This is a genomic window from Gehongia tenuis (genome assembly GCF_014384795.1).
Lineage (GTDB): Bacteria > Bacillota > Clostridia > Christensenellales > NSJ-53 > Gehongia > Gehongia tenuis.
Genome location: NZ_JACRSR010000005.1, coordinates 19,763 through 38,969, shown reverse-complemented (window position 1 = coordinate 38,969; position 19,207 = coordinate 19,763). Strand labels below are relative to the sequence as shown.

The following is a 19,207-nucleotide window of genomic DNA, read 5'->3' as shown; positions in this document are numbered from 1 at the left end:
CGATGTTAGAGGATAACAAGAAGATCTCGCTGAAACAGGCCATGATTTTGTACCTGCTTTGGGTTCTGGCCCCGACCATCCGTGTTGCGCCGCAGGCTGCGGCGGCCATGGCGGGCAAGGCCGCCTGGCTGGTACCGGTGGCGGCGTCCATTCCGGGTATTCTGCTTATTTTTATTCTGGCCCGTTTTTTTAAGACGGACCAGGGAAGTCTTGCCGATATATTGTGTAAGGCTCTAGGCAATACTGTGGGACGCATCGTCATGGGAATATACCTTTTTCAGGTGATGCTGCAGCTGATCGTTGCGCTGAGATTCTATGCGGAGCGGGTGCTTTCCACCATTCTGCCCAACGTATCCATCCTCATGCTGGGCGTGATCATGCTGGCGGTCGTCTATTTTGTCGCACGGGGCGGCCTGGTTTCCTTCGCCCGGCTGGGTCAGCTTCTTTTTGGGATCATCATGGTGGTTTTTGCGCTGCACTTTGCGCTTGCCCTGTTCAATGTGAAGCTGGAGAACCTCTATCCCATCGTTCTCCAGGACGCGGCCGACGCTGCTTTGGGATCCTATACCATTGCAGGGGTATGGGGCAATGTGGTGCTGGTGATGTTTCTGGGACGGCAGATAGTGGGCAAAGATCAGATGAAAAAACATGGGCTTCGGGCCATGCTCACCATTGGCTTAGTCACGCTTATTCTTTTGATCACCGTGGTGGGCGTATTGGGTTCCTCCGTCACCGCCAGAATGCCCATGCCCTTTTTCATGATGGTCAAGAATCTGTCCTTCTTTGGAATCATCGAGCGTTTTGACGCCTTCATCCTCTCCCTCTGGATTGGTATTGACTTCATGCAGATTACGCTGCTGGCCATCATTGCCAAGGAGCTGTTTGGCCGGGTGTTTAAGATGCGGATGGACCGGCAGATGATCACCCCCATACTGCTGTTTATGCTCTGCGCGTTTCTTTTCATTGCAAGGGACAAAAAGGAACTGGAGAATCTCTCCAGCGACGTGCTGATGCCCATTCAGCTGACCATGGAGTTTGCCGTTCCCGTTCTTGTGCTCATCGTGGGCAAGATCCGAAAAAAGATATAAAAATAGCCCTCCGGCGTACCGAAGAGCTATTTTTTACGGCTTTTATTGCTGCAATTTCAAAAGGTAGTCATAGGACGCTTGAGCGCAGTCGAAGGCATCCCGCGTCCAGCGTTCCTGTTCCGCAAAAACATATTCTACCGCATGCATATTACACATTTCATAGTAGGGTTTCCAATCGTGCAGGCCTTCGCCCAGTGGCACGAGTTGGTTGCTGCCATCGGGGAGTATGATGTTGTCCTTGAAGTGGACAAGTTCCATCTTACCCTCGTACTTCTTGAAAACATCCTCGATCTTGGTAGTGCTTCCAAAGGCGGATTGAAGGCAGAATGTCAAATGCAGATCCGGCATGAGCTTCAGCAGGCGCTGAAAAACCGGAACACCCTCCATTTCACGGTAGTCGCTTCCAACGGGATGGAAAGAAAAAATCAGCCCGGCCTTTTTGACCATTTCCTCAATCGCACCCATTTTTTCAGCAAACGCTTTTAGCTTATCCGTATCATTGACATCCCGGGGAATCAAGGCAAAAGCGAGATATTGGCACCCGCAAGCGACAGCCCGTTCAATTGCCGCCCCGGGGTTTTCGCCAAAACCGAAAGGATAGTCCTCCTGGGTTGCAACACAGACCAAGCCGTTCCGTTTCAATTCCCCGGCAAGAAATTGATTGTCAATCTGGGCCGGAACTCCCTGAAGCTGAACGAATTTATAACCAATTTGCGCTATTTTGCTTAAGGAATCCTTGATATGTTCCTCGGTGTCAAGGTAGGGCGTTATGCTTGAGAGTTGAAAGCCTATTTTCGTTTTCATCGTATTCCCCCCTAATTGTAGCTGCATGGCACTGCACACGACGGCAGAGCTTATATACGTACACATTGTATCGGACAGAAAAATTTTTTTCAATAAACTTTGCTTTATATTTTATAACAGAAGTATTTTACGGCTTAGCCATCACCAATGTGTATTCCTGCTGAATAAGGGACAGGGGATTTCTGCGGCAGTCCATTAGATTTGTGAAATGACAGGGGAGCCCTCTTGCGCTGTAAACATCCGGCCCATCCATCAAATGAAAGTGCAGATGGGGACCGGTGGAAAAGCCCACATTGCCGACGCGCCCCAGCACGTCGCCCTGCCGCACGTGGTTTCCTTTTTGCACGGCCACGCTGCCCTCAATCATGTGGGCATAGACGGAGTATTCTCCGTGAGCATGCTTTAAAACCACATAGTTGCCGTATTGAAGGGGCATGCGCCCCACTTGCTCCTCCATTTGTTTCAGCATCCTTCTTTTCTCCTTGTCGGCAAAATCATCATGGAAGAGGATGCGCCAGTGGGCATCGTTGAAACAATCCACCACCTCGCCGTCACCGATGGCAAAAACCTGCTGGCCGTAGGAGACGAAGTCCTCGTTTGCCATGGCATCCTTCCATTTGAGCATGCCGTCGTTATTGAGTTTTTCCATATCAATGGAGAATTCCAGAGCGTAATGGGTGCGATGGCCAAAGTAAAAGTCGTAATTGCCGCTGACCTGCCACACACCCTTGAGGGGGAAGGTGTAAGCATTTCGGGTGTGATAGTCTGTCACTGGCAGAACGAGCCGTTCGCTGGCCTCAATGCCGTTTTGCTGGTACTGAACGCGGATTTCCACGGCATCGATGGGCTGGGCGGCGACGGCAATGAAATATTCATTGAGAAGTACGGCCTCCTGACCGGGCTGCAGGACCCGGGTTTTGCTCATTACTTCGGGTCGCCAGCGGATGGAGGAGCCCAGCATTGATTTCAGGATCCATGGATCGTTTGAGACGATTTGCTGATAGCCGTCCTCAAGCCTTTCCGTAAGGGCATCCCCAGGATAGACGATCTCCTTGACCAGTTGGTTTAAGGCCACCAGACCATAGGTCAATTTTGTAATCGTCAGCGGCCCCGTCCCATCATTGGCAAGGATGAGGGCCTTCAGGACGAAATCCGATTTGATATCGTCCCTGACCTTGAGTGCCGGATTGATGATCGATTGGGGGAGTGCCTGAATTTTCATGGGAATGCCTCCTTTTGATGGCGGAGAATGGTGCCGCTTCATCTGCATCGTATGCCATTCCTCCATCAAAGTCAATGGAGCCCCATGAAGTCAAGCGTAGAGATGCTTGGCCACCACCGGGGTTTGGGGTTCCAAAAAATACTGTTCCAGGAGGCTGTAATAGCTGCCCGGTGTGGGAATACCCAGCCAGCCCGGAGCCTCGAACCCCACGGCGTCCAGGATCTCTTCAAGGAAAAAGGAACAATTGGTGCGAAGAATAAAATAGGTTTTGAAGCGTCCCCCGGTGAAGCGGCGATAGGAAGCGCCAAAGGCACGCGTCATGGTGCTGGCATAGTCGCCCGCCGCCGGATTGTGCCGGATGGGAGCCTGCCAGGGCTCGGTCTCCATCATGATCCGGTCCAGTTTCAAACGCACCTTTGCTTTTTGCTCCTCGGTGAGCTTAAGTCCATAGGTGAAGAGAGTTTTTTCGCTGAAGCTTTGACAAAAACGGATATATTCCGTTTTGCTTTCAGCCATCATAAGGACGCCGTCGCCGAGAGCGCCGTTTAGACGGTGAGAGCTATCGTCGAAGCTTCCATAGGAATAGACGGTTCCTTCAAAAACGAAATCCACGTGGCCCACGATACCGAAATCCTTTTTGGTCACGTGAATGAGCACCTCCATGTCCGCCGGGCCGTTGGCACTGCAATGGCGTGCGTTTTCCTCCAACAGGACCTTAGCCTTGGGTGAGCTCCGCATCAGGCGGAGCATTCCATAGGGCAGAAAGGTGGTGATGAAAAGGGGAGGCAGCATGCGGTGCCGGGGGCGAAACCGGGGCAGATCGGGCGCGATGACCGCCATGGAAAATGCGTTCCAAAGTGTGTAAAGCCCGTAGACAATTCCATGGAGAGCCGAAAGGGTTATGACGGTGCGGATGCCGATAATGCGGGCCGCACAGGCAAAGATGATGATTCCAAGAATACCCGCAAGGGCGCTGAAGAGAACGGGTCTTGCGGGTACCCGCTGGTGCCGGTACACAGCATAGTCCATGCCGCGGATGGCCAGGATGGCTAAAACATACAGGGTCAGCAAAATGGGGAAAAGAGTGAAATAGGCATCCCTGAAAATAAGGATGGCCAGAGAGATCAGAATGAGGACAAAATTTTTCCATAGCCTTGATCCCAAAGATGCAGTATTTTCAAAAACGCAGCGATAGATGCCCACCGTACCCAGAACCAGGGGCAGCAGCACCGATAAAATATGAAAAAATACCATAAAAATTCCGCCATAGGTGAGCATATATCCACCCAGGGAGATGAGCAGTACTGCTTCCACAAACAGGCTGCCGGCATTTCGTGTGACAGATGACATTCCAAATCCCTCTTTTGTAATCTTTTTTACATTGGACGAGGGAATCTGGAAGAAACCCTTCGAAAAAAAGCGCCGGCCCGAGCCGGCGCTCCCCTCGCAAATTGGATTGTCAAGTCACCAGTTTTTCCGCCAACCGGTTCAGGTTTGTCTCGGACACGCCGGTGCTTTTCAAGAACTCCCGGGCGCCGCCCCTCTCCTTTATAAAATCGAGGAATTGTTCAATGTAGGAAGCGTCGGAACTGAGGGCGTTCATGGGCACGTTCCGGAGAGCGGGACGCTGGGAATTGACCCGGATGTAGGTGTTGCTTACCTGATAATTGGCCACAATATCGTTATATGCCACGCCAACAAGTCCAAGGAGCAGGGCCGCTGTCACACCGGTTCGATCCTTGCCCGCGGAGCAGTGAAACAATATGCCGCCTTCGCACTCCGCCATCAGCGTGAAAAGCCTGCCCAGGTTGTCCGGATAACGGTCCGCCAGCGCTACATAGAAATCACCCATGCCGTTGGAGATGAGATGCACCGTATCGGCATAGGCATCGGTATCCCATAGACAAATGTCATATACCGTAACCCCGGGCACGCCCTTGAAGGCATTGGGCTCCGTTTCCTTTTCCGCGTTTCCCCTGAGGTCAAAGACGTTCCTGACGCCGTAATCCCACAGGAAACGAAGATCCGACTGGGATAGGTCATAGAGCGCATCGCCCCGAAGGAAGCGGCCGAATTGGGTGGCCGTGCCCTTTTGGGCCGGGTAGCCTCCCAAGTCCCGGACATTGACGCATTTTTCAAGGGGCAGTCTGCGATAAAACATAGCTATCTCCTTTCGTGAACTGATACTACCTATTATAGGGGGGAGATGGAGCTTTGTAAATGTTTACTCAGGAAAATGGTTTGACAAAAGTATGGAAGGATTCATATAATTAGTTAGGCAAATAAATTAAATGCCTAAGCATATGAAGGGGGCTGGGATATCGTGGACCCGGAAATGAATGGGGTAGTTCGGCAGTTGATGGAGGCCTTTCATGCCTTTCAAAAACTGCATGTTGAAAAGCATGGACCCAAGATTGGAGCGAGCCGCAGCGAGATAACGCTTCTGCTCATGCTTCATGCCCACGGAGGGGAAAAGGGGTTAAAGGTCAGTCAACTCAGCAGGCGCCTTGATGTTGCCCCGCCCACGGTGACCCAGATGATCAATTCGTTGGAACGGAAGGGCTTTTTGGAACGGAGCATCGATCCTGAAGATCGCCGGGCGGTTTTGGTGAAGCTGACCGAACGGGGAAGCGAAATTATGGAGCGGGGGCGAAGGGAACTCATGCAGCGCTTTCATGGCCTTATCCAATACATGGGCCCCGAGGATGCCAAGGAACTGGCAAGGCTGCTCAATAAAACGGCGGAATATATGAGACACCGTCAAATAAAAAAGGGCGAGATCGGAGATGATCAAGTGTGACAAAACTCTTTAGGTACCTCAAATCCTATGTTGGGGCCATTGCAGGCGTGCTGGTACTGGTTTTTCTTCAGTGCCTGGCTCAGTTGTACATGCCGGATATCATGTCGCGGATCGTGGACGAAGGCATCGCGGGCGGCGCGGGTACGAATTACATCATAAAGCAGGGCGGACTCATGCTGCTGGTCGCGGTGGGCGGAAGCGTTGCCACCATTGGTGCGGCCTTTTTGGCTTCCCGAACGGCGGCAGGATTTTGCAAGGATGTGCGCCACGATGTTTTTGAGCATGTGGAAAAATACACATTGAACGAATTTGACCAGATCGGCACCGCCTCTCTGGTCACCCGAACCACCAATGACATCACCCAAATGCAGCAGTTTTTGGTGATGTTCCTGCGGATGATGCTGATGGCGCCCATGATGGCTGTTGGCGGCATCATCATGGCGGCAGGCAAGGATGGGCAGCTCACCTGGGTGCTTATCGGCATTATCGCCGTTTTGTTCATCATCGTGATGCTCATTGCGGGCCGGACCTTCCCGCTGTTTAAATCGATGCAGAAGAAGGTGGACCGCATCAACCTGGTGCTCCGGGAAAAGCTGACGGGCATTCGGGTCATTCGGGCTTTCAACAAGGATGAGTATGAACGGAAACGCTTTGACGAGGCCAACACCGATCTGACCCGCACGGCCATCCGCATTCAGCGCATCATGGCGGCCATGATGCCGGCGGTCATGTTCGGTATGAACATGCTGGCGGTGGTCGTGGTCTGGGTGGGCGGCCACCGGGTCGTCAATATGGATCTCGGCGTGGGCGATTTGATGGCTTTCATACAGTACGGCATGCAGATCATGATGGCCCTCATGATGGCCACCATGCTGTTTGTACAGCTTCCCCGGGCTTCAGCGGCGGGCAGCCGTATCAGCGAGGTGCTGGGCATGAAGCCGGAGATTAACGACCCCGAACTGCCGCAGAAGCCGGCGGAAGATCAGCGGGGGAGTGTGGAGTTCCGGGATGTGACCTTTCGCTATCCCGGCGCCGAGGAGCCCACTTTGGAGCACATCTCCTTCAGATCCGGGCCCGGCGAGGTGACGGCCATCATCGGCGGCACCGGTTCGGGCAAGAGTACGCTGCTCAACCTGATCCTGCGTTTTTATGATGCGGAATCGGGTGAGATTCTGGTCGATGGGGTGAATGTGAAGGATATGACCCGTCAGGAGCTTCGGGACCGTATCGCCTATGTTCCGCAAAAGGCCGTGCTTTTTGCGGGCACGGTGTCGGAAAATATCTGCCAGGGCAAGCAGGACGCCACGGACGAAGAGGTGCATAAGGCCGCCAGCATCGCCCAGGCCTCCGGCTTTGTGGAGGAGATGGAGGGCGGCTTTGAGGCCAGGATTGAACAGGGCGGCACCAATGTGTCCGGCGGCCAGCGACAGCGTCTTTCCATCGCCCGGGCGCTGGTGCGGAAGGCCAAGATCAATCTTTTTGACGACAGCTTTTCCGCCCTGGATTTCAAGACGGAAGCCAGTCTGAGACGGGATCTGGCCAAAGAGACGGAGGACGCCACGGTCATCATTGTGGGACAGCGGGTGGCCTCCATCATGAACGCCGACCATATCCTGGTGCTGGATGACGGCAGGATCGCCGGTATCGGCACCCATCAAGAATTGATGCAGGGCTGTGAGGTCTATCGCGAGATCGTGGCCTCCCAGCTTTCGGAGGAGGAGATCGCATGAGTGAACGTAGAACCAGAAGGGGCCTTGGCGGTCACCGCGGTCCGGGCGGCCCCGGCGTGGCCATGGCCTTTGAAAAGCCCAAGGATTTTTCCGGAACGCTGAAACGCATATTGTCCTATCTTAAACCCCACGCCTGGAAAATTTTCGTGGTGTTTGTGGCGGCGGCGATCAGCACCGTATTCATGATCCTGGCACCGGATAAGCTGGGTCAGGCCACCACCGAACTGTTCAAATATTTCTCCGTGCCGGGCACCCTTGCGCAGGATGTTTTTTCGGCGGTGTTTGATATCCTGCTGGTGCTGGCAAGCTATTATCTTTTGAGCGCGCTGTTCAACTGGGTGCAGCAGTTTATCATGGCCGGAGTGTCTCAGCGGGTGGTGTACGACCTTCGTGAAGAGGTGGACCAAAAGCTTTCCCGGCTGCCTCTCAAATATTTTGACGGGCAGTCCCATGGGGACGTGCTTTCCCGGGTCACCAACGATGTGGATACCATCGCCAACACGCTGCAGCAGTCCCTGACCCAGACGGTCACTTCGGTGGTGACGCTCATTGGCGTGACCTTCATGATGTTCAAGATCAATTGGATTTTGGCCATTGTGGTGCTGTGCACTCTCCCGCTGAGCGCTCTCGCCGCCCGTTTTGTGGTCAAACACTCCCAGCGCTACTTTTTGGGCCAGCAGACCTCTCTTGGCGACATGAGCGGTCATGTGGAGGAGATCTACGGCGGTCACCGGGTGGTCAAGGCCTATGGGCTGGAGGAGGATGCTCTCCATAAATTCAATGGCATCAATGAACGGCTCTATGAATCGGGCTGGCGCAGTCAGTTTATCTCCGGTATCATGATGCCGCTGCTGAACTTTGTGGGCAACTTTGGGTATGTGATTATCTGTGTATTGGGCTCGGTTTTTGTGACCAAGGGCCGCATGACCATCGGTAATGTGCAGTCCTTCATCCAGTACGCCCGGCAGTTCACCCAGCCGATCAACCAGACCGCCAACATTGCAAACGTGATTCAGTCCACCGTAGCAGCGGCGGAGCGGGTGTTTGAAATCATGGACGAACCGGAGCAGGTGCCCGACACCAGCGATCCCAAGCTGTTGTCCATGCCGAAGGGCCACGTGACCTTTGAGGATGTGGCTTTCTCCTATAGCCCGGATACGCCGCTCATCGACAATCTCAATATTGAGGTGAGATCCGGTCAGACGGTGGCCATCGTGGGCCCCACCGGCGCAGGAAAGACCACGCTGGTCAATCTGCTCATGCGCTTCTACGAGCTGGATGAGGGCCGGATTTTGGTGGACGGCGTGGATATTCGGGAAATGCCGCGGGACGATCTCAGATCCCTGTTTGGCATGGTGCTGCAGGATACGTGGCTTTTTAACGGCACCATTCGGGAGAACATCGCCTACTCCTGCAACCGCGAGGTGAGCGATGAGGAGATCCATGCAGCGGCCAAGGCCGCCTATGCGGACCGATTCATCCGCACTTTGCCCCATGGCTATGACACGGTGATCAACGAGGAGGCCTCCAACATCTCCCAGGGTCAGAAGCAGCTGCTCACCATCGCTCGTGCGATCCTGGCCGATCCGCCCATCTTGATCCTTGATGAGGCCACCTCCAATGTGGATACCCGAACGGAGGTCTATATCCAAAGGGCCATGAATAAGCTGATGGTGGGACGGACCAGTTTCGTCATCGCACACCGCTTATCCACGATCAAGGAGGCCGATCTCATCCTGGTGATGAACGCGGGCCATGTGATCGAACAGGGCACGCATCAAGAACTCCTGGAGCAAAAGGGATTCTACGCGGATCTTTACAACAGTCAGTTCGCCGGTCAGCAGTCGGCATGAACAAAAGCCCGGATTTTTCCGGGCTTTTTTTATGAAACAGGACGGATGTGGGAAAAGTAGGAACAAGGAGGCATGAAGCATGAATGAAAAGTGGAACCGCCAGGATTTGAGGGAAAGACTCACCCCGGAACAGTTTGACGTGACCCAGAACAATCGCACGGAGCGACCCTTCTCCAGTCCTTACGTGAACCTTGCGGCACCGGGCATCTATGTGGACGTGGTCAGCGGCGAGCCGCTGTTCTCCTCGAAGGATAAATTCGATGGGGGCTGCGGCTGGCCCAGCTTTGACCGGCCCATAGGCCAGGTTGTGGAACAGATGGATCACAGCTACGGTATGCGGCGCGTCGAGGTGCGAAGCGCGGAAGGAGACAGCCATCTTGGCCATGTTTTCCCTGACGGCCCCACAAACACGGGAATGCGCTACTGCATCAATGGCGCGGCCCTGCGTTTCGTGCCCCTGGAGGATATGGAGGCCGAAGGGTATGGGGAATGGGTCAGGCTATTTGAGGAAGGAGATCAAAATGAAAATTGAAAAACTAGAGGCCCTGGAGATCTTGGATTCTCGGGGCAATCCAACGCTGCAGGTGACAGCGGAGCTGGAATACGGCATTCAGGGCGTGGCTGCAGTGCCCTCCGGCGCCTCGACGGGCACCTTTGAGGCGGTGGAACTCCGCGATGGCGGCAACCGTTTTGGCGGTAAGGGTGTGGAAAAGGCGGCGGGTTATGTAAACGGGCCCATCGCCAACGAAATTGTGGGTATGGAGGTCTTCCGGCAGCGTGAGATCGACGAGACCATGATTGCTCTGGATGGCAGCGAGAACAAGTCAAATCTTGGCGCCAATGCCATTTTAGGCGTATCCATCGCGGTGGCCAAGGCTGCGGCGCAGGCCCATGGCCTGCCGCTATACCGCTATCTTGGCGGCATCGGCGCCCATGTCCTTCCGGTGCCCATGATGAACATCCTGAATGGCGGCCGTCATGCGGACAACGGCCTTGATTTTCAGGAGTTTATGATCATGCCGGTGGGCGCCGAAAATTTCAGGGAGGCTCTTCGTATGTGCGCCGAGATTTACCAGAACCTCAAGACCCTTCTTCTGGATAAGGGATTATCCACCGGCGTGGGGGATGAAGGAGGCTTTGCACCCCGGGTCAGCGGGGCGGAGGAGGCCATCAATGCCATTCTGGAGGCGGTGGAACGCTCCGGCTATACCGACGCCGTCAAGCTGGCCATGGACGCGGCAGCCAGTGAATTTTATGACAGCGGAGCCCGAGTCTATCATTTTGCCAACTCCGAACGTAGCAGCGAGGAGATGGTTCACTACTATGAGGCGCTGACCCGCGAGTACCCGGTGATTTCTTTGGAGGATGGTCTCGCGGAAGAGGATTGGGAGGGCTGGAAGATGCTCACCGAGGCGCTGGGCGGAAAACTGCAGCTGGTGGGGGACGATCTATTCGTGACCAACACCGAGCGGCTTTCAAAAGGCATTCAAATGGGCGCGGGCAATGCCATTTTGGTGAAGATGAATCAAATCGGCACCCTCAGCGAAACTTTGGATGCGGTAGCCATGGCCCATCACGCCGGATACGCCTCGATCATTTCCCATCGTTCCGGTGAGACGGAGGATACGACCATCGCTGATCTGGCGGTGGCCCTTGGCAGCGGCCAGATCAAGACCGGCGCGCCCTGCCGCAGCGAACGTGTGGCCAAATACAACCGCCTGCTGGCCATCGAACATGAGCTTGGCCGGGAGGCGGGCTTCGGCCGGGTTCCCAAAGAATTCGTAGATTGAATGGAATAAGTTGCATTTTAACGGGGCCAGTGCTATAATGGCCCCGTTAAAAGTGCATACGGAAGTTTGAAGGTTCTTTCAGGGCAGGGTGCGATTCCCGACCGGCGGTTTAGCCCGCGAGCCCCCTTGGGGTTGACCAGGTGATTCCTGGGCCGACAGTAAAGTCTGGATGAAAGAAAGTTCCTTTTTTGTACTCAAAAGCCCCTGGACTCTTCTCTTCCGTGCTCAAAGAAAGGAAGGAAGAGATATGACATCAAAAGCAAAGACCAAATGGATGATGCGGGTTTCCATGCTGGCAGCGGTGGCTGTAGTGCTGATGTATCTGGAGTTCCCTCTGCCGCTGTTTCCGCCCTGGCTCCAGATCGATTTTTCCGACATTCCGGCGCTCCTTGGCGGTATTGCCCTCGGTCCTTGGGCGGCGGTGACGATCGAGGTGCTGAAAAATCTGGTCCACATTCTTCTGAAAGGATTGTCCTTTGGCGGCGCGGGGCAGCTGGCCAACCTGCTGATCGGCCTTGGCCTGGTGCTTCCGGCGGCCCTTTGGACGAGGGCCCATCCCATCCGCAGAGGCGCGCTCATCGGCATCGCCTGGGGCACTTTGTGCGTGGCCATCGTGGGTCCGCTGGCAAACGTGTTCATCTTGGTGCCCGCGGCGGGCATCTCCACGGAGGCTCTGGCAGGAGCCATGACGCCCATTATGGAGATTTTGGGATTGCAGGGCAGGCTTTCACCCATGGTGGGCTACGGGCTTTTGGCGGTGGCGCCTTTCAACATCATCAAGGGTCTGCTGGGCATGCTGGTGGTGGGGCTTCTCTATAAGCCTTTGCTGCCCACTTTGTCGGCGGTGGAACGGGAATAATAGGGGCCCGGCTTCGGCCGGGCTTTTCTTTAAAACAAATTGAAAGCGCTTACGGAGGAATACTATGCGGCTGGAAGGTTTGGTGAAAGGACAATTTATGGAACGGCTCAACCGGTTTGCGGCCAGGGTGGCTGTAAATGGGGAGCCCTGTCTATGCCATGTGCCCAATTCGGGGCGGATGCGGGAACTGCTCCTTGTCGGTGCGGAGGTACTGCTTCTGCCGGCTGAAGCGGGATCGGAACGAAAGACGGCCTATACCCTGGTCATGGTGCGTTACCGAGGCAGTTGGGTGATGATCCACGCCCATTGGACCAATGATATCGCTGAAGAGGGGCTTCGCCGGGGTTTTTTTCCGGGCTTTGAAGAAGCGGCGGATATACGGCGGGAAGTGGTCCATGGCGGCAGCCGGTTTGACCTGGGCTTTCGCATGGCGGGCAGGCTGTGGCTGGGTGAGGTGAAGTGTGTGACCCTGGTGGAGGATGGCCTGGCACTTTTTCCCGATGCACCCACCCTGCGGGGCGCCAAACACATGGAGCATCTGAAGGATGCGCTGGAAGCGGGCTACGGCGCGGCGGTGTTCTTTATCATTCAGAGGGAGGATGCCAAAGCCTTTCGCCCCAATCGGGCCATGGATTCCCATTTTGACGAAGCTTTTTGGCGGCTTTTGAGAGCGGGCGGCCTGGCTGGAGCCTTTGGCTGCCAGGTCACGGAGGAGTGCGTTTCGGTTTCCCATAACGTGCCCATTCTTCGACAAGAGACATAATATAATCGGTTATGTAGACATTATTCTCTGTGGATAACTTGGGGAATTTGTTGAAAAGGGTGCTGTTGAAGCAAGAAAGCGCAAACATTTTTTTAGAAATTTCAAAAAATAAGCAGGAGTTTTGCCTTCAAGCGAGAATATGTTGTTGACGTAATCAAGCAATAGTTTCGCTGGAAGGCATTTTTTTGTTTTCCATAAGCGTTTGGAAGGATACGGAAGGGTTAGGGACTGAATGAGGATACGCATACGTAGAATTAAACCCCGCTTCTATGTTTTTGTGGGTATAGTGGTGCTGATCCCAATCATCATCCTGCTGGCCAATATGGGCGGCTCCAAGACCGCCTTTGTGGACTGGGGAATCATGTCCTCCAGTTCAAAGAAGGACGTGGTGCTGCTCCGTTCAGAGACGGTGGTCAAGGCGGAGAGTGCGGGCAAGGTTGTCTACGTGGCCGAAGAGGGTCAGCGCGTAGCCCAGGGGGACAAGGTTGTGGAGGTTTATCAGGCCGGTTACGACCAGAAATCTCTCGATGACTACGATGCGCTGCAAAAAAAGATCTATGAATATCAGATCGGCGCGCTGGCCGATATTAAGAATGAAAATCTATCCACCATTGATCAGGCGATCAAGGGAAAGCAGAATCAACTGAACGCCGTCTACGATGCGGAGGACCGAACCGAGACCCTCAAGCTGGAGGAGGAACTCAATCAACTGATCGAACTGCGCAAGGCCCATCTTCGCCAGATCGTTCCGTTGGACAGCCAGCTGAACGAACTGTATCTGGAGGAACAGAATCTTCTGACCAAGATCAACGCTTGGAAGAAGGACGAGCTTGCCCCGGAAGCCGGCATCGTAAGCTTTTATTTTGATGGCAATGAAGCCGCGCTCAATCCCCAGGAGTTGGACAAGCTCACGGTGAAGGACATCCAGACCCTGTTGCAGGGAAGTGCCAGCTACAGCAACCAGCAGGAGGCGAAAATCGATCAGCCCCTGTACCGCCTGGTGAGCAGCAACACATGGTATGTGGCCATACTTGGGGATGAGAATTCCGATCTGGCTCTCAGCGAGACCTACGATATCGTCTTCGAGGGCATGGAAAATGCAACCTATACCGGCCAGGTCGTGGTGGACAAGGACAAGGGCAAGGATCACCTGACCATCCTGTCGGTGGAGCAGGATATCCAGCCGCTTCTCAACGTTCGGGAAGCCAAAGCCAGCATTGGGAAGAGCCAGGAAGGCTTTATGATCCCAAAGGACGCTCTTTATGAGAAGAGCGGACAAAAGGGCGTTTACATTGTGAACGGCAGGGAGGAAACTTTCGTGGGTGTGGAAGTGCTGGAAGAGAACGATGAATCCTATTTGATTCGGGAGTTGAACGGCGGAGAGACCATCAAGGTCAATCAGGCCGTCAAATGCCGCTAGAAAAGAAGTGGATGGGATGGATGACAAACTTTTAGAGATCCAAGGGCGCATTCAAAAAGCTGCAGAAGCGGCCGGGCGCGCACCTGAAGATATTCAGCTGATCGGCGTGAGCAAGACGGTGGATGCGGAAAGAATCAACGCTATGATCGACCGGGGCCTTGCAAGGATTGGCGAGAACCGAGTGCAGGAGCTTCTGAGCAAGCTGCCGGAGCTCCATCCGGTGGAGGTACATCTGATCGGGCAGCTGCAGAGCAATAAAGTTCACCAGATCGTGGATAAGGTGGCGCTTATTCATTCGCTGGACAGGCTTTCTTTGATGGAAGAGATTCAGCGTCAGGCCGCAAAGCGGGATATCGTGATGCCGGTTTTGATCGAGATCAATATCGGCAGAGAGCAAACCAAGGGCGGCTTAATGGAGGAGGACCTCCCGGCTTTTTTGGACCGGGTGGTGGATTGTCCCAATCTTGAGGTGCGGGGCCTGATGTGCATCGCACCGCCGGTAGCGGATCCGGAAGCGGCGAGACCCTATTTTACCAGAATGCGGGAACTGGCTGAGGGGATCCGCGGCCAGCACGATTCCAGAATTCAAATGGCGCACCTATCCATGGGGATGTCCCACGATTTTGAGGCGGCGATCCGGGAAGGTGCAACCATGGTGCGGGTGGGCAGAGCGCTTTTTGGCGCCAGAGCCTGACCGCAATAAAGAGGAGGGTATATAAAAATGGCAAACGCGTTGAACAAATTCATGGCAGCGATCGGACTCCAGGCGGAAATGGATGACGAGTACGGCATGGACGAAGGCATGGAGATCGAATCCGTCCAGGAAGAGGCTCCCAAGGCAAAACGGGAGAACCGCAAGGGCAAGATTGTCAACATGCCGACGAACGGCGCCGATCGTCCTCAGGTGATGGTCTATAAGCCTATGGACTACGAGGAAATCCGCCTCATCATCGATCATCTGAAGGAGCAAAAGATGGTCTTCGTGATTTTGGAGCACCTTCAAACCGACGTGGCCCTGCGCATGCTGGACTTCATGAGCGGTGCGGTCCATGCGCTGAATGGCAATTTCAAGCGTCTGTCCGACGGTATCTATATCCTCACCCCTGCTCAGGTCGTGATTTCCACCAACATGCCCGAGGAGCTTAAGTCCCATCGCAGCTTTGGAAGGCGGGAATAATACTTGGAAATCCTGCGTTACGTCACCGTAGGCGTCAACTGGTTCATCCAGATCGTGACCTGGGCGATTGTGCTTGAAGCGCTGCTGTCCTGGTTCCTGCCGCCTTACAATAAAGTGCGGGAATTTTTAGCCAGATTCACCGCTCCTTTTGTGAACCCTTTCCGCAAATTGATGTCTCGATTTACGGGAGGCATGCCCATCGATTTTTCGCCCATGCTGGCGATCATCGCTCTGCAGGCGGTGGGCTATTTCTTCCAGATGATCATGATTCGGCTGATCTATTGAGATAATGATGAACGGCGAGGATAAGAAACAAAAATTTCTCGTTGCGGAGATTGAAGCAAGAGCCCAAGGGGTTGCCCGTACCGGCAAGCCTTGGGCTACTCGTTTTTTGGATCCGTTGCAACAAAACCTTGCGAAAAACGCCGCAAAAGGCTATGATGTTCATATAGCTTTGGAGGGCGGCGTGCCTTGGGCGGAACGGAAGATCATGGTGCTGACCCGCCAGGGCGAGACCGATGCGTCCGATTACCTTGCGGCCCTGGAGATCTCTTGGAACAGCCGTTTTGGCAGCGCCGGGCATCGGGATATTCTGGGCTCGCTCATGGGCCTTGGCATCGTACGGGAGAGCCTTGGGGATATCGCGGTGGAGAAGGAGCGGGCGGTGGTGTTTATGCTTCCCGACATGGCAAAGTATGTGGAAGGCCAGCTGGACCGGGTGGGCCGGACCTCGGTGAGGGTTCGGGCATTATCCCTTGACGGGCTCAATTTGGAGGAGCCTGCGCTGGACCAGCAGGTTATCACAGCGGCATCCCTCAGGCTGGATGCTCTTTTGAGTGCTGCGCTCAAATCGTCCCGCAGCAAGATTGCAGCCATGATTGCATCGGGACAGATCAAGGTCAATCATGAACCGGTTTATCGAAGCGACATCCGCCTTACGGAGGATGACCTTCTGTCCATCCGGGGCTGGGGCCGCATCCGCATCCATGAGGTTTGCGGCGAGACGAAAAAGGACCGTATGCGCGTGGTTATTGACCGATATCGGAAAAGGGAGTGAATGAGTATGGCGTTGACGCCCATGGATATCCACAACAAGGACTTTTCCCGGAGCTTTCGGGGCTATCAGGAAGAGGAGGTGGACCGCTTCTTGGATGAAGTGGTGGCCACCTTCGAACAGCTTTACCGGGATAATTCCGATATGAAGGACCGCATTACGTCGATGATGGAGCAGATGGAATACTTCAAGGCCATGGAGGCGACCCTGAAGGAAACGCTGGTCACTGCGCAGCGGGCCGCCGATGAATTGGTGGAAAAGGCGCACGGCAAGGCGGCGAGCATCCTGGAGGAGGCAGAAACGGAAGCAAGGCACATCGTGGAGGAGGCCAAAAGCCAGCATCAGCGGATGATGGAGGAGGCCAATGGGGAGCTGGAAGCCATGGAAAGCCGCCAGCGTTCCCTGGAGGAGAAGCTCTACCGATACCATCTGAGCATGAAGGATATGCTGGAACTTCAGCTTGAGACGCTGAAGCAGAGCCAAAAGCGGATGGAGCAGATGAATGAATTTCCCGTTCCAAAGGAGGAAGAAGTGGACACCGGAGCTTTCGTCAGCGAGCCAGGACAGCCGGTCCATCTGGAAGTGCCTGAAGAGGAATAACATGAAAGCGATGCCGTTAAAAAGGCATCGCTTTTTTTGAATCCCTCCGCTCTTTTCTTAATTCGGGTTAATTGGAAAGCAAAACTGCCATATTAGTGATATGTGGGGGGAATTTGAATGGGAGTTTTGACTTTGAGCACGAAGCGGTTGGATCGAAAAAAACAAAGGGAAGAGAAGAAACGCGCCTGGATGCGGGAGGAGATGCACCGTCTGGCAGCCTCTTTGGAGCATGAGAAGGTGGATGAATATTTGACGTACCTTACCGATCCCAAACGAATGCTCTGGAAAAATTTTATTGGCGGCGTGGCTCGGGGGCTGGGAATGGCTGTGGGTTTTTCCCTGCTGGGCGCCCTGCTCATCTATGTGCTCCAGAAAGTGGGCTGGGAAAAGATCCCTTTTATCGGCGATATGATCAACGATATCATGAATATCATTGAAAACAAGCTGTAAAAAAGCATGACTCCATGCTTTTTTTTTGCTATAATAAACGTTAAGAGTCTACAACGGTTTTTTTGGAGGCAAACATTGTCTTTTTTATTGATAGCAGCCCTGATTGTGGGGCTGGACCAGCTGACCAAATATCTGGCGGTTCAATATTTAATGCCCCTGCCCTTCGGGGACCTGCCCCTGTGGAAGAATGTGTTTCATCTCACGTACACGGAAAACTACGGTGCGGCTTTTGGTCTGATGGAGGGTGCGCGCCCGTTTTTTCTTGCGATCACGATAATTTTTGTGGCGGTCATCATCGTCTATTATTTTAAAAACCGCAAGCGGACCACCAGGCTGTTCATGCTTTCGCTCTCCTTTTTGGTGGGCGGCGCGCTGGGCAACTTTATCGACAGGTTGTTCCAGGGCTATGTGGTGGACTTCTTCTATTTTAAGGCCATCAATTTTGCGATCTTCAATGTGGCGGATATGTTTGTGGTCATCGGCGGTATTCTTTTATGCGCATGCATCATTTTTGGATGGGACGCCAAAAAGCCTCTGCCAAAGGACAAGCCTGAGGAGCAGGAAGCCGCGGCGGGGGAGAATGGGACCGGAGCCGAATCCAAAGCTGGGGAAGCGCCGCCGGTCGGTGGGGAGGAGAAGATTGATTCATGATAGGAGCGATGCCGACGTGCATCGCTTTTTTGTGGAAAAAGAATATGAAGGCGTGCGGCTGGACGTCTATTTGACGGAGCGGGTGGATGGGCTTTCCCGCTCCTATTTGAAGCGGCTTTTGGAGGACGGTCAGGCTCTTTTAAACGGCAGAACGGCCAAGGCAGGCGCCAAACTGAAGACCGGTGACGCAGTGGAGCTTTCCGTGCCGGAGGCGGTGGAACTTTCCTTGGAGCCGGAGGACATCCCCCTTGATATTGTCTATGAAGACGAGGATTTGGCGGTGATCAACAAGCCCTGCGGCATGGTGGTCCATCCGGCCGCGGGTAACCTCACGGGCACGCTGGTGAACGCCCTTCTCCATCATATGGATCATCTGTCCGGTATCAACGGCGTGATCCGTCCGGGCATTGTCCACCGGCTGGACAAGGAGACATCCGGGCTTCTCGTGGTGGCCAAGAATGACCGTGCCCACCGCTTTTTGGCGGAGCAGCTGAAGGGTCACACCTTGGGCCGCACCTACCTGGCAGTGGTTTACGGCAATTTCAGGGAGGACGGCGGGACGGTGAACGAACCCATCGGTCGTCATCCCGTTCATCGAAAGAGGATGGCTGTGGTGGAAGGCGGCAAACAGGCGGTGACCCATTACCGTGTTCTGGAGCGCTATCAGACAGCTGCCCTGATCGAGTGCAGGCTTGAGACCGGACGCACCCATCAGATCCGGGTGCATATGGCGAAGCTTGGCCATCCCGTGGTGGGGGATGAGCTCTATGGACCGGCAAAGGGTTCTCTCGGCATTGCGGAAGGTCAGGCTCTTCACGCCTGGCGGATTCGTTTTGTTCATCCAAGGACGGACGAGACGATGGAACTGGAGGCCGCCCCGCCCGAGGCCTTTCAGGAACTGGTGGAAAAACTCCGCAAAAAAAGCGGGTATCCTGTCTGAAAAAGG

Annotated in this window: 21 protein-coding genes and 1 riboswitch; of the genes, 17 read left to right on the top strand and 4 right to left on the bottom strand. The window is 54.3% G+C overall.

Annotated features, from left to right (window positions below; all coding sequences use genetic code 11):
* Positions 1-2 precede the first annotated feature (2 nt).
* Entirely contained in the window at positions 3-1,088 is a 1,086-nt protein-coding gene (locus tag H8696_RS10135) for a GerAB/ArcD/ProY family transporter (RefSeq protein ID WP_249317314.1), read from the top strand.
* A 42-nt stretch (positions 1,089-1,130) separates the two neighbouring features.
* Here the strand turns inward: H8696_RS10135 and H8696_RS10130 are convergent, their stop codons facing one another.
* The 4 genes from H8696_RS10130 to H8696_RS10115 form a co-directional block, all read right to left on the bottom strand.
* Positions 1,131-1,892, bottom strand: coding sequence for a sugar phosphate isomerase/epimerase family protein (locus H8696_RS10130; RefSeq protein ID WP_249317313.1), 762 nt, complete (start codon positions 1,890-1,892; stop codon positions 1,131-1,133).
* A gap of 127 nt (positions 1,893-2,019) precedes the next feature.
* On the bottom strand, positions 2,020-3,114 hold the full coding sequence (locus H8696_RS10125; RefSeq protein WP_249317312.1) for a M23 family metallopeptidase: 1,095 nt from the start codon (positions 3,112-3,114) through the stop codon (positions 2,020-2,022).
* A 90-nt stretch (positions 3,115-3,204) separates the two neighbouring features.
* The gene (locus tag H8696_RS10120) at positions 3,205-4,464 is read right to left on the bottom strand and encodes a hypothetical protein (protein WP_249317311.1); all 1,260 of its coding nucleotides are present in this window, start codon (positions 4,462-4,464) and stop codon (positions 3,205-3,207) included.
* A gap of 109 nt (positions 4,465-4,573) precedes the next feature.
* Positions 4,574-5,275 (bottom strand): tyrosine-protein phosphatase, encoded by a 702-nt coding sequence (locus H8696_RS10115; RefSeq protein ID WP_249317310.1) that lies wholly within the window; start codon positions 5,273-5,275, stop codon positions 4,574-4,576.
* 162 nt (positions 5,276-5,437) lie between these two features.
* Here H8696_RS10115 and H8696_RS10110 point away from each other — a divergent pair, with 162 nt between their 5' ends.
* The 16 genes from H8696_RS10110 to H8696_RS10035 all read left to right on the top strand — a co-directional run bounded on the left by H8696_RS10110 (position 5,438) and on the right by H8696_RS10035 (position 19,201).
* Positions 5,438-5,914 (top strand): MarR family winged helix-turn-helix transcriptional regulator, encoded by a 477-nt coding sequence (locus tag H8696_RS10110; protein ID WP_249317309.1) that lies wholly within the window; start codon positions 5,438-5,440, stop codon positions 5,912-5,914.
* Positions 5,911-7,644 (top strand): ABC transporter ATP-binding protein, encoded by a 1,734-nt coding sequence (locus H8696_RS10105; protein ID WP_249317308.1) that lies wholly within the window; start codon positions 5,911-5,913, stop codon positions 7,642-7,644. The genes H8696_RS10110 and H8696_RS10105 overlap by 4 nt, the downstream gene beginning before the upstream one ends.
* The gene (locus H8696_RS10100) at positions 7,641-9,497 is read left to right on the top strand and encodes an ABC transporter ATP-binding protein (protein WP_249317307.1); all 1,857 of its coding nucleotides are present in this window, start codon (positions 7,641-7,643) and stop codon (positions 9,495-9,497) included. The genes H8696_RS10105 and H8696_RS10100 overlap by 4 nt, the downstream gene beginning before the upstream one ends.
* Positions 9,498-9,576: 79 nt before the next feature.
* Positions 9,577-10,029 (top strand): peptide-methionine (R)-S-oxide reductase MsrB, encoded by a 453-nt coding sequence (msrB, locus tag H8696_RS10095; RefSeq protein ID WP_330605424.1) that lies wholly within the window; start codon positions 9,577-9,579, stop codon positions 10,027-10,029.
* Complete coding sequence (eno, locus tag H8696_RS10090; RefSeq protein WP_249317306.1) at positions 10,019-11,287, top strand: phosphopyruvate hydratase; 1,269 nt, start codon at positions 10,019-10,021, stop codon at positions 11,285-11,287. Before msrB ends, eno begins: the two co-directional genes overlap by 11 nt.
* Positions 11,288-11,357: 70 nt before the next feature.
* A riboswitch (FMN riboswitch) is annotated at positions 11,358-11,472 on the top strand.
* A gap of 62 nt (positions 11,473-11,534) precedes the next feature.
* Positions 11,535-12,146 (top strand): ECF transporter S component, encoded by a 612-nt coding sequence (locus H8696_RS10085; RefSeq protein ID WP_249317305.1) that lies wholly within the window; start codon positions 11,535-11,537, stop codon positions 12,144-12,146.
* Between the two features lie 64 nt (positions 12,147-12,210).
* Positions 12,211-12,909, top strand: coding sequence for a DNA/RNA nuclease SfsA (sfsA, locus tag H8696_RS10080; protein ID WP_249317304.1), 699 nt, complete (start codon positions 12,211-12,213; stop codon positions 12,907-12,909).
* Positions 12,910-13,141: 232 nt separating this feature from the next.
* Positions 13,142-14,329, top strand: coding sequence for an HlyD family efflux transporter periplasmic adaptor subunit (locus tag H8696_RS10075; protein ID WP_249317303.1), 1,188 nt, complete (start codon positions 13,142-13,144; stop codon positions 14,327-14,329).
* Between the two features lie 16 nt (positions 14,330-14,345).
* Positions 14,346-15,023, top strand: a complete 678-nt coding sequence (locus H8696_RS10070; RefSeq protein WP_249317302.1) for a YggS family pyridoxal phosphate-dependent enzyme — start codon at positions 14,346-14,348, stop codon at positions 15,021-15,023.
* Positions 15,024-15,050: 27 nt separating this feature from the next.
* On the top strand, positions 15,051-15,506 hold the full coding sequence (locus tag H8696_RS10065) for a cell division protein SepF (protein WP_249317301.1): 456 nt from the start codon (positions 15,051-15,053) through the stop codon (positions 15,504-15,506).
* 3 nt (positions 15,507-15,509) lie between these two features.
* Positions 15,510-15,791: a YggT family protein gene (locus H8696_RS10060; RefSeq protein WP_249317300.1), complete on the top strand. Its 282-nt coding sequence runs from the start codon at positions 15,510-15,512 to the stop codon at positions 15,789-15,791.
* Positions 15,792-15,972: 181 nt separating this feature from the next.
* The gene (locus tag H8696_RS10055) at positions 15,973-16,563 is read left to right on the top strand and encodes a YlmH/Sll1252 family protein (protein WP_249317299.1); all 591 of its coding nucleotides are present in this window, start codon (positions 15,973-15,975) and stop codon (positions 16,561-16,563) included.
* Positions 16,564-17,160, top strand: coding sequence for a DivIVA domain-containing protein (locus tag H8696_RS10050; RefSeq protein WP_249317298.1), 597 nt, complete (start codon positions 16,564-16,566; stop codon positions 17,158-17,160). It abuts the gene before it with no gap.
* A 117-nt stretch (positions 17,161-17,277) separates the two neighbouring features.
* A complete protein-coding gene (locus H8696_RS10045) occupies positions 17,278-17,610 on the top strand; it encodes a DUF5665 domain-containing protein (RefSeq protein ID WP_249317297.1) in 333 nt (110 codons plus the stop codon).
* Positions 17,611-17,685: 75 nt separating this feature from the next.
* The gene (gene lspA, locus H8696_RS10040) at positions 17,686-18,261 is read left to right on the top strand and encodes a signal peptidase II (protein ID WP_249317296.1); all 576 of its coding nucleotides are present in this window, start codon (positions 17,686-17,688) and stop codon (positions 18,259-18,261) included.
* Positions 18,251-19,201, top strand: coding sequence for an RluA family pseudouridine synthase (locus tag H8696_RS10035; RefSeq protein WP_249317295.1), 951 nt, complete (start codon positions 18,251-18,253; stop codon positions 19,199-19,201). The genes lspA and H8696_RS10035 overlap by 11 nt, the downstream gene beginning before the upstream one ends.
* Positions 19,202-19,207: the final 6 nt, after the last annotated feature.

What these genes read in the sequence shown, in the direction of transcription:
- H8696_RS10045 (WP_249317297.1), top strand. Translation starts at nt 17,278, where the DNA reads ATGGGAGTTTTGACTTTGAGCACGAAGCGGTTGGATCGAAAAAAACAA.
- H8696_RS10050 (WP_249317298.1), top strand. Translation starts at nt 16,564, where the DNA reads ATGAGTATGGCGTTGACGCCCATGGATATCCACAACAAGGACTTTTCC.
- H8696_RS10120 (WP_249317311.1), bottom strand. Translation starts at nt 4,464, where the DNA reads ATGTCATCTGTCACACGAAATGCCGGCAGCCTGTTTGTGGAAGCAGTA.
- H8696_RS10085 (WP_249317305.1), top strand. Translation starts at nt 11,535, where the DNA reads ATGACATCAAAAGCAAAGACCAAATGGATGATGCGGGTTTCCATGCTG.
- H8696_RS10130 (WP_249317313.1), bottom strand. Translation starts at nt 1,892, where the DNA reads ATGAAAACGAAAATAGGCTTTCAACTCTCAAGCATAACGCCCTACCTT.
- H8696_RS10100 (WP_249317307.1), top strand. Translation starts at nt 7,641, where the DNA reads ATGAGTGAACGTAGAACCAGAAGGGGCCTTGGCGGTCACCGCGGTCCG.
- msrB (WP_330605424.1), top strand. Translation starts at nt 9,577, where the DNA reads ATGAATGAAAAGTGGAACCGCCAGGATTTGAGGGAAAGACTCACCCCG.
- H8696_RS10070 (WP_249317302.1), top strand. Translation starts at nt 14,346, where the DNA reads ATGGATGACAAACTTTTAGAGATCCAAGGGCGCATTCAAAAAGCTGCA.
- eno (WP_249317306.1), top strand. Translation starts at nt 10,019, where the DNA reads ATGAAAATTGAAAAACTAGAGGCCCTGGAGATCTTGGATTCTCGGGGC.
- H8696_RS10065 (WP_249317301.1), top strand. Translation starts at nt 15,051, where the DNA reads ATGGCAAACGCGTTGAACAAATTCATGGCAGCGATCGGACTCCAGGCG.
- H8696_RS10125 (WP_249317312.1), bottom strand. Translation starts at nt 3,114, where the DNA reads ATGAAAATTCAGGCACTCCCCCAATCGATCATCAATCCGGCACTCAAG.
- H8696_RS10135 (WP_249317314.1), top strand. Translation starts at nt 3, where the DNA reads ATGTTAGAGGATAACAAGAAGATCTCGCTGAAACAGGCCATGATTTTG.
- H8696_RS10115 (WP_249317310.1), bottom strand. Translation starts at nt 5,275, where the DNA reads ATGTTTTATCGCAGACTGCCCCTTGAAAAATGCGTCAATGTCCGGGAC.
- sfsA (WP_249317304.1), top strand. Translation starts at nt 12,211, where the DNA reads ATGCGGCTGGAAGGTTTGGTGAAAGGACAATTTATGGAACGGCTCAAC.
- H8696_RS10075 (WP_249317303.1), top strand. Translation starts at nt 13,142, where the DNA reads ATGAGGATACGCATACGTAGAATTAAACCCCGCTTCTATGTTTTTGTG.